This window comes from Peribacillus simplex, from assembly GCF_030123325.1.
Taxonomy (GTDB): domain Bacteria; phylum Bacillota; class Bacilli; order Bacillales; family DSM-1321; genus Peribacillus; species Peribacillus simplex_D.
In genome coordinates, this window is record NZ_CP126106.1 from 2,703,133 (window position 1) to 2,718,352 (window position 15,220).

A 15,220-nucleotide genomic window follows, 5' to 3' on the forward strand; every position below is an offset into this window, starting at 1 on the left:
CGGTATTGAAACATGACCATTCACTTTCATCGTCTATTTTTTTGACTTGCTGTTATTTTTATAGGCTACCTCTGCTTCAATCTCAATAAGATAATCCGGCGAAACCAGACTTTGCACCCCTACTGTAGAACGAGCGGTTTTTACTGGATTATCCTTTGTATTAAAGAACAAAGCATAGGCATCAAACCAACCTTGATAATCTGGTTTATCTCCTTTGTTTGGATCTGGTGCGACATATACACGCAAATAGGTTACATCAGCGAGGGATAGTCCTTTAGTTTTCAAATCTGCTTTTAAATTTTCTAAGATTCCGATTGCCTGCCTTTCTGTATTGCCATATCTCTCATAAGTGGTTTTTCCATCCTTGTTTAAAAGAGGGGCGACTGTTCCGCTAAACAATAACCGGTTATAACTTTGAGGTATGGCAACTGAACTGGAAATCGCAGAAGATGTGGAGCCAAAGAAGGTCACTTTATCTGAGTTCAATTCATTTATATCGTTACCTGCGAAAGCAAAAGAGATTCCTGTGATTAAACTCATACCTATTACTGAAGTAGTAATGACTGATTTCATGTTTTTTTTCATAAAGCCAGCTCCTTATCGAAAAGAATTCCTAAAAATTTATTCTGAGACCCCGGTTTGGATGATGTTAACTTTTGTTTCTACATGAATGTCCATCACCGGATAAATCTTTTTCCAAAGTTCATAGGTCATTTTTTTATTTTTGGCGTGATATTTTTCCTTCAATCCAAGCGGGTCAAGGGATTTTTTTTGAAAATCTTTAATAAGAAGGTTTGCTTGCTTGGTTAAATCAGCTTCCATTTCCTTTTCAATTTTTTTTATCATCTTTCTATTGGTAAGGTTGTCACTGCGCATGGTTTCCTTGATTTGTCCTTTAATTTTGATCTTAATCGTGATCGAAGGATTTTTATCCGTACCGGATACCTTATAACTTGAACCGCTTCGGATACTTTCCACTACGACAGCGCTTCTTTTCTTGTCTTTTAGTCTGAATTTGTATATTCCCCGCCTATGATGTTGAACTAATGTCTTGAAAATGAACATATCATCCGTTCGAACTTTACTGACCATCTTATTTTCATGAAACAGGGCCACTCCAGAAACAGCCACTTCATCATGAATTAATTTAAATAAAGGAAGATACGAATCTCCGCCAGTTTCTAGTGAGTTTCCTAAAAAAAGATGGAGGTTTGTATCCGGCCCGTTCCCTGTTTCAATTTGTTGATTGATCAAATCCGATAAAAAGATTCCAATATTCACATTCGTATTTGGTGGTTTCGTATTTATGACATTCTTGACCTTTCCTTCGACGATAGCCAATATGACTCTGTTTCCAAGTTGTGGTTCACGGTAGAGATAATCGGTAAGTTCTGTCATTCCCATTTCACGAACCATTTTCTCGCTGAATAAAATGATGCGAGTTTGTCCAAGAAATACCGGCTTATCCGCTTTTTTGGAAACGACAGCCTGGACATCACTCGTTGTCGTCGATGCTCCAGTTAAAATTTGATATTTACCCATCTTGTCCTGTTGGAAGATAGGGATGACGAACATTCCTTCGACATTATCATTTTTCAGTATATCGTAGCCGATGGCCTGGGACATATTGACTTCGTCAACCACCCTTGGCTCGGCGCAGCTCCAAAGGAGGGGAAAAGCCAAAATAACAGGAAATAATTTTTTCATGAGCGTTCCCTCATTTTCTTTAAATAGATGATGACCAAAAGAAGAGGCAAGTATAAAACAAGGAAGAGCACGCCATATGGATTGATTATTTTATTCAGTATATATAGGGAATCGACATCAAAAACAAATATATTGATAAACAGGATAATAATTGACATCCCCCATAATGGATACTTTTGCTGAACGTTGAATAAGCGCTTGAAACCTCGGCTTGCTGCCCACAAGGATATGGTCATGTTGGGTATGATGACGATGGCCCACCAAGATACATCAATATATTCAAATCGCTGGATAAAGGGCAATTCGACAATGCTGGTCAATGACAGCGTCGGCCATATAGTCAGCTGCAACTGTTTTTGTGAATAAAAAATAAGTGAAACGAAATAAACGAATAAGGCTATTAGGGTTGTTGTTAAGGCCCCTCCATGAGCATATTTTTGTGAAGTTTTAGCATCTTTGATGAAAGGATAAAACATCAAGATCATTTCAAAGCCAAGCATCATTAATGAAGTACTTCTAGTTCCTTTCCATATATCCGATAGTGTGTGGTGGAAAACAGGAAGCAAATTGGTGAATTCAGAGTATTTCATGGCATAGAATAGGACAAATAAAAGCCAGTATGTCAAAATGGAGCATAAAAAGGTAATACCCGTAATTGTACGGAATCCTCCCGTATTAATATAATAAATCAGGATCAGGAAAACTAAAGCAAAAGCCCAAGATGCTACCTCTTCAAACATCCATACATGTATGACATTTATATAGCTGATCATTACTGTCATCCCAAGAATCAAAAAGTAAAGAATGAATAATAGACTGAAGAAATTCCCGATCCATTTCCCGAATGCATGATTATTTACCGAAATGATATCACCAGGAACGATACTGAAGATTTTATATATGACCCAAATCAATATATGAACGATCAGGCCGGCTAATAGTATCGAAATCCAGCCGTCCGTTCCGGTTATCTTCGCTAAAACCCTTTGAAAACTTAAAACGCCTACTCCCGTTTGCATGGAATGCACTAAAAAAAACACATAGAACGGTGATACCTTATATTTTTCATTAACACCGGCTTGGTTCATATAGGCCCCTCATTTAAATCATTCATTAAAATCATTTTTTTTAATTCTTGCTTTTTTTGGCTGTGGCTGTCTGGATATATCATCAGGACGTAAATTTACAGGTCGCGACTTGAAAATATTAAAGGGAAGACGAACAAAGCTGTCTTTCCAATCTTGCATACGAAATGGATATATCGGTTCAAGGTATGGATGCCCCATCGACGTTAATTTGATGAGGTGGGTCATCAAAAACACGGCTGCAATGGTAATGCCGAGCAGTCCCCAAATCTGGGCTCCCACTAAAAAGGGGAACCGCAGCAGCCGTATGGCATTACCCATTTTGTAAATGGGAGTAACAAATGATGCCAATGCCGAGAGGGCAACGATGATCAATAAGATATTACTGGTCAAACCAGCAACAACGGCTGCTTGACCGATTACGATACCGCCGACGATACCTAATGTCTGGCCTACCTTCGTTGGCAGCCTGGCAGCCGCTTCCCGTAATAGCTCAATGGAGATCTCCAAGAATAATGCTTCAATCAAAGGCTGAAAAGGGATTAAGTTCCTTGAAGTGACGATTGTTTCCAAAAGATCTTTTGGAATCAGTTCATAGTGATAAGTAAGAACGGCTACATAAATGGGAGTGGCAAATATCGAAAAAGCGACCGCGAATATCCTTAATAAACGGAAAGCAGATGCCGGAATCCAAGGCATATTATAATCTTCCATGGTGATAAAGTATTCCAACAAAATGGTTGGAGTAATGAGTACTGAGGACGACCTATCGATCAACAAGGCCACTTTACCTTCAGCCAGTGCACTTGCGATGCGATCAGGCCTTTCCGTATTTAGAAAAAGGGGAAATAAGGTAGATGAATTATCATATAGTATTTGCGCGAGATGGGACCCATCCAAGATTTCATCAAATTCTACGTCATTGATCCTTTGGAGAACATTATCGACGTTTTCCTGATCAACGATCCCTTCAATCGATAATACTGCCACTTTCGTTTTAGACAAGGATCCCACAGTCATTTCACTTACTTGCAATCCGGGGATAGGCAGCCTTTTTCTAACTAGATTCAGATTGATATCAATATCCTCGACAAACGCTTCTTGAGCACTTATGATCCCAAATTCGAGTTCAGGTTTTTCAACTTGTCTTCCTTGTTGGGCCGCAACATTGATTAATAGGCATTCATCAAGATTTCCATCTAAACGAAGTGCAATTTCGCCTCTCATGATCCTTTCTTCGATTACAATCTTGGTACTGGTAATCAGTGTGTTTTCAATAGGGACGTTTTCCTTAATTTGCTCCAAATTTATCGTTTCCAGCGTCGGTATGACAGAAAGAACACTTTCGTGAAGTTCCTTTGCATCGATTAAAGGGCGATAAAAGGATACCCAGTACCCTATGCCATTATAGGTTCCTTGATGGTTTATGAAATCAGTGGATGAAGAAAGGGTATTGAATAGGTCCCTTACTTCCGAAACTTTATTTAATTCATCATTTTTATCGTTTGGTTGATTGGGTTTTTTTTTGAACTTTCCGCGGTTAAACAAATGTTGTCACCTCTAATCTAAAGCTGGTTATCCTAGCTTTTGCAATTTAATTACAAATTAACCATTTACAATGTTATTGGTCCCCGTTAAAGGAAATGGGGATACATTGAAAAGTTGTTGGTTATAAAAACTGTCACCATTTCCTTTTCGAATAAAATAATTGAAGAAAGTGGAAACTAAAATAAAACCCATTCAACCAAAGGAGTTCACCATGAAAAGTACACCCTTGCATATTAAATTGGATCAAAAGCAGGAAAAATTGAAATCTGAATTGGATATGCAGGATGATGTAGTTTTTAAACAGGTTTTCATTCCCGGTTATGAGGTTTCAGGATTATTCGTATTTGTCAATGGAACGATGGACTATCCAGCATTCAATGAAATAGTCCTGGATTTATCGGCTGCGCAGGTTGAATCAAGGCACCTGGTTTCCATCGAGAAGCTGGTCATTTCCAAAATCTGTTCAGTCAGGGAACAGGATGTGGAAACCTATGAAAAAGCCAAAGAGCATATTTTTGACGGGAAAACACTTTTATTTATAGATGGAATGGCAAATGGCTATGTCTTGAATCTGAAAAAGGAGAAAATTCGTACACTGAGTGAACCTTCGACAGAGAGGGTTGTGCGTGGACCGAAGCTTGGGTTTATCGAAAGTCTCCAGGAAAATGTCGGCTTGATAAGGCAATATTCCAATCACCCCAACCTAATCGTCAAACAACAGAAGTTAGGGACGCTTGAAAAGCGGGAAGTTGCGTTGATCTATTATGAAGGAAAAGCAAGCGATTCTTTGCTAAAAGAAGTGAATAAACGGATAAATAGAGTAAAAGCTACCGATCTCCAAGACTCGGGGATGCTTGAAGAATTAATTGAAGATACATCGATTAGCCCTTTCCCACAGATCCAGAATACGGAGCGTCCGGATAAAGTATTGGCGGCATTGCAGGAAGGAAGGGTGGTCATCATGGTTGACGGCTCGCCATTTGCATTGATGGCACCTACGACGATGACGATGCTTCTGCAGTCACCTGATGATTATTATGAAAGGTGGGTAGCGGGTTCTTTTCTACGTGTTCTTCGTTACTTTTCTTTATTTATTACCGTTTTTCTTTCAGGAATTTATATCTCCTTGGTTTCGTTCAACCCTGGATTGCTGCCGACGGAACTAGCGATGACCATAGCCGGTACAAGGGAGAACGTGCCATTTCCGCCTTTTGTAGAGGCAATCATCATGGAATTGACGATTGAACTGCTTCGTGAAGCAGGCATTCGGCTCCCGGCGCCCATTGGGCAAACGGTTGGATTGGTCGGTGGCGTCATTATTGGCCAAGCAGCCGTTCAAGCGAATATTGTAAGTTCCCTGATGGTCATAATCGTTGCAATCACGACGATTACATCTTTTACGGTACCACAATATAGCTTTGGACTGGCATTCAGGGCATTGAGGTTCGGGGCGATGATTTTTTCCGCCGTTCTAGGCCTATATGGAACCACTTTATACTTTATCATCGTTATCAGTCATTTGTCGAAATTGACTAGCTTTCAAGAACCTTATTTTCAACCGATGGATTTTATCGGTAAAAAAACTTGGAAGGACGCGTTCCTCCGGTTACCGAAGCGGAAAAAAGGGGGAGAATTTTCTTGAGCCAAGCAGACGGCAAAATTCTTAGAGGGGAATTGGCCTCGATCATTTCATGCGCCATGTTAGGAGTTGGGATGCTTACGCTTCCAAGGACGATAACGGAAAAAGTTAATTCACCCGATGGATGGATCGTCTTGATTTTTAATGGGACCGCTATTGCCCTTTTCATATGCTTATTGGTTGTACTGCTAAAAAAACATAAGGTGGCTAACTATTACACATACATGGAGGAGGCCTATGGAAAGTGGCTCGCCAAACTTATTGGGTTGATCGTGGTGGTGTACTTTATAGGCGTGGCCAGCTTTGAAGTGCTTGCAATGAGTGAAATGGTCCGATTTTATTTGCTGGAGGAAACCCCGGTTGAAATATTGATACTCACATTGATTTTAGCGAGTGTGCATCTATTGACAGGCAAAATTAAAGCCATTGCAAAGGTGTGCGTATTCTTTCTACCTCTGACAATTGTCATCGTCTTGCTCATTTATATGTTCAGTATTAAAGTAGTCGAAATAAAAAATCTCCAGCCTGTACTTGGAAAAGGATTTCTCCCTGTCATGAAAGGAATGGGCTCCGGAACTTTGTCTTTTTTTGGAATTGAACTTTTCATCTTTTTGTTCGGCGTCGTTAAAAATCAAAGCAAGATAAAAAGTGGCGCTTTAATCGGTTTTTTCATACCGATGATATTATATGTAATTACATATGTTCTGGTAGTCGCTACACTGACTGTTCCTGAAGTCAAAGCTGTTACATGGCCAACCATTTCTTTTATTCAATCGTATGAAGTAAAAGGGATATTTATAGAGCGTTTAGAGCTGTTTCTATTAATCACCTGGATTCTTCAGTTCTTTTGTACACATGCAATTTACTATTACTTCGCAGCAGAAGGACTGACGAAAATTTTCAACAATTCGTATTCAACGAACCTTATTGTTTTGGTTCCGCTCATTTTTTTCCTGGCCAAAGTCCCTAAAAATACAATCGAGATTTTTAAATTGAGCGATTTGCTGGGTTATGTTTTTCCCTTTATATTGATTGGCTTGCCAATTATTACATTTGCAATCGTTCAAGTGAAAAGGAGCAGAAGAAGCGGATGAAAAGATTATGGTTGATCTTGTTTATTCCATTGCTTGCTGGCTGTTGGGACAGTCAAAATATTGAAGAATTATCCCTTGTGGTGGGAATGGGAATCGATAATAGTAAAAAGAAGGACGAAATTATGTTAACCGAGCAAATTCTGGTACCTCCAGGAAGTAGTGTTCAGGAGAATCAAGCTCAACTAAAATATAAGAATGTTACCGTCAGTGCCAAAACGCTCCATGAAGCAATTAGGGATTCTTTGCTCATAACCAATACGGTTTTAACCAATCATCAGCGTATCATGCTCATTAATGAAGATGTATTAAAGAAAATCCCGATGGAAGCGATCATTAATCAGGCAATTCGCGATAATAACACAAGGAGAAGTTGTCTTGTTTATTTAACAAAGAGACCGACAAAGGACATTTTGGGATTGGCCGACGATGGGGAGATCCCTTCGAATGTAATTTATGAATTGAAAGATAATGAGAACAGAACGAATAAAATCCTTCAGCCTTTAACGATGGGCAAAGCTTCCTCAAGTTTGCAATCAGATGGAAGCTTTGCCATTCAGGCCGTTGATATTAGAAGAGGGAAATTAATTTTGGAGGGTGCAGGGGTGATCAACAATTCAAAGTTGGTCGGGGTCATGAATGATGAAGATATAGCTGCTTTAAATTGGTTGAACGGAAATGTGAAAGGCGGAATAATCGAAGCTGTCCAACACGGCAAGCCTTTAAGTGTTGAAGTGATAAAAAGGACAAAGAGGAAGGTCACGACGGAATTGAACGGGGATCATTTAACGATAAATGTTAAGGTCGGGTACACAGCTAGACTTTCGGAAGATTGGTATAGTAAGGAAAATTCATTTGAAGAAGCCTATCTAAAAGAGATTGAGCGTATTGCCGAGGATGAAGTGAAGAAGGACGTCAAGAAAATCGTATACAAATTACAGCATGAATATAAAACAGGGGTAGCAGGATTTTATCGTTATGCGGAAAATCAGCATCCAAAGTTTTGGGAGAAAAATAAGCAGAAATGGGACGAAGTTTTCAGTAAAGCCGATATTAATTATGAAGTGGACATAAGGATCATAGACTTCGGTGCAAAAGGAGGGGTGAAGTGAATGGGCATACGAAGAAAAACCTTCCAAATGGGAAGGTTTTTTTGTCAAGTGCTCTTTAGTTGATATAGTACTTAATAACCAAAAGAAAATGTCCATTCAAGGCTCTCTGAATGTTCTAGGCAGATTCGTCACTTCATGTGCAACCCTGATGCCGGATTGAATGGCTCCTTCAATCCATGCTGGAACTGTTGATGTATGCTCACCAGCGAAGTGGACCCTTCCTTCAGGCGTCGGGATGTATGGAAACAAGTCCGTTTCCTGACCAGGTTTAAACATGGAGAAAGCGCCGTATGAATACTGATTCAATGTCCAGCTATAAGAAGCCCCTGATAAAAAATGATCATATACTTGTTTTCCATGGACCTGGGCCAAATTTTTCAATGCGTGTTGTATACGGGCTTTTTCAGGAAGTATATCCCACAAAGTGGCATCATCTTCCCATGTATAACTTGCCAAGATGAGACCGGATTCACTCTGGTTGCTCGTTTGGCTGGGATAATAAGAAAATCTTATCGGTAAATCGGTCGTCAATTTACCACCGAAGATTCCTTCTTTTTCCCAAAACCTATGTGTAAACTGAAGTCCGATTTTCGTGGACGCAGCATAATGGAGTTCCCTTATTGCCTTCCACTTATTATGGGAAAAGGAATTCCGGGGTTCAATATCCATAAATTGCAGCAATTGAAGTGGGATAGTCACGATGGCAAGGTCACCTGTAACGGTTAAGGGGTTTTGGCTTTGAGTATGTTTAGAGTGGATGGTGACTTGATTATCATGTTGGATGATCTTTGTCACTTCATATCTGAAATTTAGATTATCCTTCAATTCCGGTAAAAAAGCATAAGGAAGCCGGTCGTTTCCTCCTTCGATTGCAAAAAATTCAATGTCTGGATTAAAGAGTGGCATAAGCTCCCGAAGTATGGCAGGAAAAGAAAGTTCCGGGAATCCTTCTAAACCCATTAGGACTTTGATGCTTTCAATCGCCCCTGTTGAAAGGCTCATTCCTACTGGATTGTACTGCAAAAAGAAGCTCATGGAGTATTTATCAAACTCTTTGATGACAATTTCCCAATTTCTACGTGGGTTTTGAATGATGAAGTCAGTCACAGGCTTAATTGCCATGTTAAGTAATTCTTCAGCTGTTTTACCTCTTTCATGGGGAGCTACAGGGTACCTGAGTATATCCGGGTTCCGTTCATATATGGCGGCGGTCGTCTTGATTCCGTTGGCATAAATGGGATCATTGGGAGTCGCATTAATAAAGGTGTTGACTCGTAAACCATACTTCTTGATGTATTCAGCAACTAAGTAATGATAATTCGGAATGCGCATGGCACCGGCTTCAAGGTAGGAACCTTCTGAAAATGGCTCACGTATGGTCAAAACACGCCCTCCGACCCTCCCGGTTGCCTCCAATATCGTAACTTCGTGCCCCGCTTGTTTTAAAAGGGATGCTGCAACCAGCCCAGACATGCCGGCACCAATGATAATGATTCTTTTGGGAATCTGGGATGGTCCCAGGCCATTTCTGATAACAGCCAGCATTTGATCGGGGGATAGCGGATCTTTGAAAAAGGACAAAGTGTTTTTCTCCTCTCTTGTTACACTTCCTATTTGGGATTTAAGCTATCTTATTCCTATTGGGTCACCATTTATGAAGGATCTTCAATAATTTGTCATGATTGATTATTGCTATCATATTCCTCTAGGTTTATCCTTTATGTTATTAGATAATTTAAGGTGCAGAAGATGGATAAGCTGATTTATTGTTAAAAGGTGATGCCATTTTTTTCGGAAGCTAACGATCTTAAGTCTACGATTTATGATAGAGCCGAATTTAATTTAGACAGTTAGAGAAGCTGTGTTCAGCTTTTTTGAACAATGGGATGAAATGACGAAGAATGCTATTCGCAACCTTATTTCGGTAAAAACGCACAAATCTATATATCATTAAAAGTTGATCAAGCAATAAAAAAGTGGATATTAAATAACCGAGGCAATTATCGTTCTTTGTCTATTGAAGCCAAACGCTAATTAAGCATAACAATTGGAGTCAGTATAGTTTCATATTTTTAGTGAGTGCACATAAATCAGTGTTAATTAAGATTAAGTTACAAAAAGGTTTTAGGCTCCTGACCTATGTATTTTATTTATACTTGGTGGGGGATAACACTATATTATCATTCATAAAAGTGCTAATTCGTGAGCATATAATAAAAAAACTCTATTTTATGATAGAGTTTTTTTATTATAGTATTCCGTATTTCTTTTACAGAAAATCAATCGATAGAAACATAGAGTGAAGTTTATATTATAATAATGTTATTAGTTTTTATTTAAACATATTTGTTTTATGATTGTTTTAGAAGATGATACTGTATAAATTCTTATACTTTCTCATAAAATATATAATAAAAGGGGTTTATTATGTATAAAATGGAAGAAATTAACCTAGACAACTCCTTCACTATAGTGAAACCCTATACATCTTTAATTGATATAAAGAATAACTTTTTAAAGTATGATTTTGTAATCATTTCTGCGAAAGAATACTACATTGTTTCAAAGAATGAATGCAATTTCTTGGCATTAATGGATGATTCACTGTCTGTAATCGAGTGGATTGAAAAGGTAAAATGGACTCCCTCTACCATTTCCAAAATAGAAGAACTTTTTATGTTACAAATTGATTGGAGCAGACCGGTCCTAATTCAAGATCCAGAAAAAGAAGGAATTATTGGAATCATAACTGCAAACCAATGGGTTCAACTGCTGGAAATGAAAAATGAGGAGCTATCCGCATACTTTTCTACATTGGCGGAAACCATTAATGACGCAGTCACGGCTGTGGATCAAGAGGGGAAAGTTATCTGCTGGAATACCGTTGCTGAGGGAACATACAGCATTAAACGTGAAAATATCCTTGGTCAAAAGATTGGAGAGCATTTTCAATCAGAGTCTATTATATTACATCGTATTTTAAATGAGGGACGTCCCGTTCGTGGGGCTTATCATCGCCCTAATAATGATAATCACGTATTAGTAAATGCCTCACCCGTTATAAAGGATAATACAGTTATTGGAGGCATTGCAACAGAACATGATATTACTCAAATTGTTCGTTTAAACGAGGAACTTGATTCTTCGTTACCGTTACTTATCCATCAGGACAACCCTTTTTCATCTATTATAGGAGTTAATGTGGAAATTCAAAAAGCAGTGAAGGTAGCCCAAAAAGTTGCCTACGCGGACATTCCGGTTCTGTTAACCGGAGAACCAGGTTCAGGAAAAGAGATGTTAGCACAAGCTATTCATTACGGCGGTTCAAAGCGTACAGGTCCTTTTGTATCTATTAATTGTTCAGCCATTCCTTCCACTCTTTTAGAGATTGAATTATTTGGATATCAAAAAGGTGCTTCTACAGCAGATAAGAAGACTGGAAAAAACGGAAAAATTGAACAATCACATAATGGAACATTATTTATTGAAGAAATTGATAAAATGCCATTAGACATTCAAGAAAAATTTCTACACTACTTGGAACTTGGATCATTTTATCGTGTAGGTACAACGGAATTATTGACGACACATACACGTGTAATTGCTTCTACATCTCAGGCATTAGAAGCAATGGTAAAGGAAGGGAAATTCAACGAAAATCTTTATTATCGCTTAACTGTAATTAACATTGATATTCCTCCTTTACGTGAAAGACCGGAAGATATTGTCAAATTAGTTGAACAGTTTGTGCAAGAGTTCAGTTCTAAGTATAAGAAACCAGTTCCGAAAATTGGATCGGAAGTTATAACTATATTAGTTAACTATGAATGGCCAGGAAATGTCCGCGAGCTTCGGAATGTTGTGGAACGTGTTATCCTTCTGAATGATGAAAATATTATTAAAAGCAATCATCTTCAAAAAAACATAACTAGTAGTTATTATGTTCATAATGGCCATATCTCAGGCCCACAAGAAACGTCATTTCAGGAAGATGAAAAAGAAGAGTTATTCATGATTCAAGAAGCCTTAAGCAAGACATATGGAAACAAAAGTGCGGCTGCCAAATTACTCGGTATGTCCAGAGGAACACTCTACAATAAGATTAAAGAATACAAATTAAACTGATTTATTTTGCATTTTATTATTTCCCAGTTACGCACTCAAATGAAAATTTTGCTATCGCAGATTACAAAAAAACGAGAGCCAGTTTCTGAAAAGACTGCTTTGATATTATCCCCTTAAGGTAGACAGTGTAAAAGGACCACAAACAATCGTGGATATTACGCTGCTGCCTGGAGGGGATTTTATTATGGCTAAAAAAGGGCAAAAGTTCGAGAAATATTCAAAGGAGAAGAAAATGAAAGCTAAAGATGTATTTGAATGGGGAAGGCAGCGATGAAATGATTACGATGAACGTAAGCCTTCGTAGTAGGTAATCAGCTCAAACTAGTATCTTTAGACGTTAAGATGGTTTATCCCCCAAAAAGGGATGTATACAGAACCATTCTCCATTCGGATCAAGGCTTCTAATACACAGTTTATGCATACAATGTACGACTTAAATTACTTGGTATTAAATGAAACGAACAGGATAATGTCTGAGTGGAATCGTTCTTCCCCATTATATATCAGAGATGTTGAATCAAAATCATTTTAAAACTGTTTAAAGGTGAAGAAATTCTATGATTAAGACAGCAAACGATTCCAAAAATGACTCAGCCACCGAACTCCGATTGAATATCGAATCTCGATGGCTGTAGTCGTTTTATGACTGTCTACTTGACAGGTGAAATCAAATAATCTGAGTTGGGATTTTTTAATGCGCCAGCCGTGCCTAAGTTCTATTGGAAAAGAGTCCATTGTTTATGACATCTTACCTTTTGTTCTGTAATTAAGAGGCATTTTTTTCTTTGTTCATTGATAATAAATCCGATGATTTATTTTTCTTTAAGACAAAGAAAGAACCGACAATCAGAATAGTGAGAAGTAGTGTTAAAAAGAATTGTAAACGTAAGGAATCAATAAATGTCATCGAGATGAAAATACTGGTGATCGTAATAATCGTTGCATATGTTAAATAAGGAAATAACCACATTCTGATCTTAAGTGCTCCAGGGTTTTCTTTTTCGTATTTTCTTCGCATACGTAATTGAGAGAAGGCAATCACTAGATAAACAAGAAGCGCTACACCTCCGGAAGCATTAACTAAAAACAGAAATACTTTATCTGGAGAGACGTAATTGAACCCAATACTAATATAAGCAATAACGGTACATCCTAAAACCGCATTCATTGGTATCCCCTTCTTATTTACCTTTAAAAACATTCGGGGAGCATCTCCATTTTCCGCCATCGAAAATAACATACGGGAGCTCGTGTAAATACCAGAATTCAAACAAGAAAGTACTGCCGTAAAAAGAAGGAAATTCATGATTTGGGCTGCAGCTGGTATATTTAAAAGTTCAAGGACAGAAACAAAAGGACTTTTCATCAAACTAGTGGAGTCCCATGGAAGAATTGTTACGATTATTAAAATTGAACCTAGGTAAAATGTTAAGATACGATAGATAACGGTATTTGTAGCAACCCTCATGGCTTTTTCAGGATGTGAGGTTTCCCCTGCTGCAGTCGCCACGATTTCACTCCCCATAAAAGAGAACATAACAAGGGCAACTCCTATAAAGACAGAACTTATTCCAGATGGCAGGAATCCACCTCTATGTAGAAGGTTTGAAGTGCCAGGTGATTCGATACCTGGTATGAAACCGAATATAATGGCCCCTCCAAGAATTAAAAAGAGAACAATACTGACAACTTTGATCATGGATAGCCAATACTCAAACTCACCAAATGATTTAACAGAATAGATGTTAGTTAGGGTTAATAAAAAAGTAAGCATTAAGCTGACTGACCAAGAAGGCAAAGAAGGAAACCAATATTGAATAATTGTCGCACCTGCTATTGCTTCAACTGCAATGGCAATTACCCAGAAAAACCAGTATAACCAGCCAATTGTGTACCCGGCCCATGGGCCGATCGCCTCTCGGGCGTAAGTGGAAAAAGAGCCGCTTGATGGATTTGCCGTTGACATTTCCCCAAGCATCCGCATCACCAAAATTACCAGTAATCCTGCTATTGCATATGAGAAAATAGAACCTGGCCCAGCCGTATTAATTAACGGGCCACTTCCAACAAATAATCCAGCACCGATGATTCCTCCTAGGGAAATCATGGTAATATGCCGAATTTTCAACTCTTTTTTCAATTTAGGTTGTTGATGATTCATATCCTACATCCTCTCTATAACGTAAAAACCAAAAAAGTTAAGGGGATTCAGATCTTTCAAAATAGCAGAAAGTGAAAACCCTTAAAACAAGAAATAAATCTTTAACAAATCTTCCTCTTTTATTTCTTCTGCTTATTAGCATTAAAAATTCCATTTGCATATAGACTCCAATTAAAAGATGAAAAAATATTAAGAATTATATGATAATACACTTTGTTCATATTTGTCTATTTATTTCCGGATACGGAACATAAAGTATACAGTTGTGTAAACTTTAAAGTTATTTAAAAAACATAATCACGGGTTAATTAAAAAGCGATCTCGTTCCGTTGTTATGATTGAAGGCATTCTTACAGCCATTTACATACTTTGTGGTTTAGGAACTATGCATTTGAATAAAAAGAAGCCGGTTACTAAGGCTGAATTCTCCCCAAGATAAATAAATTCTCCCATATACTGTTTAGAATATTCCGATTGAACAAAAGTGTTTAATTTTGATTTATTTACACAATTTTGTTAAAAGTGGTATACAAAAGTGTGTAAATGGAATTATAATATGTTCATATTAAGTTTTTGAATATTTTTTGTATTATAAATTTTCGATTAATAAAGGAGGCGAAATTAGATTAGTAAACTTTTTTATAACATCCATTAAATCTAAACGAAGAATTAGTATTTCAGTTAAATTAGAGGCAGCTGCTATCATTTGAAAATTAGTCATTACTTTTAATTAACTTAAGTTGAAGGGCAAT

General features: G+C 37.9%; 10 protein-coding genes. 4 read left to right on the forward strand and 6 right to left on the reverse strand.

All coding sequences use genetic code 11. The features are described from left to right. Positions 1 to 33 precede the first annotated feature (33 nt). From QNH43_RS12800 to QNH43_RS12815, 4 genes are read right to left on the reverse strand one after another with little or no spacing between them, the layout of a single operon-like run. On the reverse strand, positions 34 to 585 hold the full coding sequence (locus tag QNH43_RS12800; RefSeq protein ID WP_283918125.1) for a Rid family hydrolase: 552 nt from the start codon (positions 583 to 585) through the stop codon (positions 34 to 36). A 36-nt stretch (positions 586 to 621) separates the two neighbouring features. Next, positions 622 to 1,707, reverse strand: coding sequence for a Ger(x)C family spore germination protein (locus tag QNH43_RS12805; protein WP_283918126.1), 1,086 nt, complete (start codon positions 1,705 to 1,707; stop codon positions 622 to 624). Beyond that, on the reverse strand, positions 1,704 to 2,795 hold the full coding sequence (locus tag QNH43_RS12810; protein ID WP_283918127.1) for a GerAB/ArcD/ProY family transporter: 1,092 nt from the start codon (positions 2,793 to 2,795) through the stop codon (positions 1,704 to 1,706). The genes QNH43_RS12805 and QNH43_RS12810 overlap by 4 nt, the downstream gene beginning before the upstream one ends. Positions 2,796 to 2,813: 18 nt before the next feature. Next, complete coding sequence (locus tag QNH43_RS12815) at positions 2,814 to 4,340, reverse strand: spore germination protein (protein WP_283918128.1); 1,527 nt, start codon at positions 4,338 to 4,340, stop codon at positions 2,814 to 2,816. A gap of 211 nt (positions 4,341 to 4,551) precedes the next feature. Between QNH43_RS12815 and QNH43_RS12820 the strand changes: the two genes are divergently transcribed. The 3 genes from QNH43_RS12820 to QNH43_RS12830 are packed head-to-tail and all read left to right on the forward strand — an operon-like array spanning position 4,552 to position 8,182. Continuing rightward, positions 4,552 to 5,982 (forward strand): spore germination protein, encoded by a 1,431-nt coding sequence (locus tag QNH43_RS12820; protein ID WP_283918129.1) that lies wholly within the window; start codon positions 4,552 to 4,554, stop codon positions 5,980 to 5,982. After that, positions 5,979 to 7,073 (forward strand): GerAB/ArcD/ProY family transporter, encoded by a 1,095-nt coding sequence (locus QNH43_RS12825; protein ID WP_283918130.1) that lies wholly within the window; start codon positions 5,979 to 5,981, stop codon positions 7,071 to 7,073. Before QNH43_RS12820 ends, QNH43_RS12825 begins: the two co-directional genes overlap by 4 nt. Further along, the gene (locus tag QNH43_RS12830; protein ID WP_283918131.1) at positions 7,070 to 8,182 is read left to right on the forward strand and encodes a Ger(x)C family spore germination protein; all 1,113 of its coding nucleotides are present in this window, start codon (positions 7,070 to 7,072) and stop codon (positions 8,180 to 8,182) included. The genes QNH43_RS12825 and QNH43_RS12830 overlap by 4 nt, the downstream gene beginning before the upstream one ends. Positions 8,183 to 8,278: 96 nt before the next feature. Here QNH43_RS12830 and QNH43_RS12835 read toward each other — a convergent pair whose 3' ends face one another. After that, a complete protein-coding gene (locus tag QNH43_RS12835) occupies positions 8,279 to 9,727 on the reverse strand; it encodes a flavin monoamine oxidase family protein (RefSeq protein ID WP_283918351.1) in 1,449 nt (482 codons plus the stop codon). Positions 9,728 to 10,609: 882 nt separating this feature from the next. Here QNH43_RS12835 and QNH43_RS12840 point away from each other — a divergent pair. After that, positions 10,610 to 12,307 (forward strand): sigma-54 interaction domain-containing protein, encoded by a 1,698-nt coding sequence (locus QNH43_RS12840; RefSeq protein ID WP_283918132.1) that lies wholly within the window; start codon positions 10,610 to 10,612, stop codon positions 12,305 to 12,307. 766 nt (positions 12,308 to 13,073) lie between these two features. Here the strand turns inward: QNH43_RS12840 and QNH43_RS12845 are convergent. After that, the gene (locus QNH43_RS12845; RefSeq protein ID WP_283918133.1) at positions 13,074 to 14,468 is read right to left on the reverse strand and encodes an amino acid permease; all 1,395 of its coding nucleotides are present in this window, start codon (positions 14,466 to 14,468) and stop codon (positions 13,074 to 13,076) included. Positions 14,469 to 15,220 lie beyond the last annotated feature (752 nt).

Coding starts and splice junctions, on each gene's coding strand:
- QNH43_RS12835 (WP_283918351.1), bottom strand. CDS start 9,727: ATGCTGGCTGTTATCAGAAATGGCCTGGGACCATCCCAGATTCCCAAA.
- QNH43_RS12800 (WP_283918125.1), bottom strand. CDS start 585: ATGAAAAAAAACATGAAATCAGTCATTACTACTTCAGTAATAGGTATG.
- QNH43_RS12830 (WP_283918131.1), top strand. CDS start 7,070: ATGAAAAGATTATGGTTGATCTTGTTTATTCCATTGCTTGCTGGCTGT.
- QNH43_RS12845 (WP_283918133.1), bottom strand. CDS start 14,468: ATGAATCATCAACAACCTAAATTGAAAAAAGAGTTGAAAATTCGGCAT.
- QNH43_RS12805 (WP_283918126.1), bottom strand. CDS start 1,707: ATGAAAAAATTATTTCCTGTTATTTTGGCTTTTCCCCTCCTTTGGAGC.
- QNH43_RS12840 (WP_283918132.1), top strand. CDS start 10,610: ATGTATAAAATGGAAGAAATTAACCTAGACAACTCCTTCACTATAGTG.
- QNH43_RS12820 (WP_283918129.1), top strand. CDS start 4,552: ATGAAAAGTACACCCTTGCATATTAAATTGGATCAAAAGCAGGAAAAA.
- QNH43_RS12810 (WP_283918127.1), bottom strand. CDS start 2,795: ATGAACCAAGCCGGTGTTAATGAAAAATATAAGGTATCACCGTTCTAT.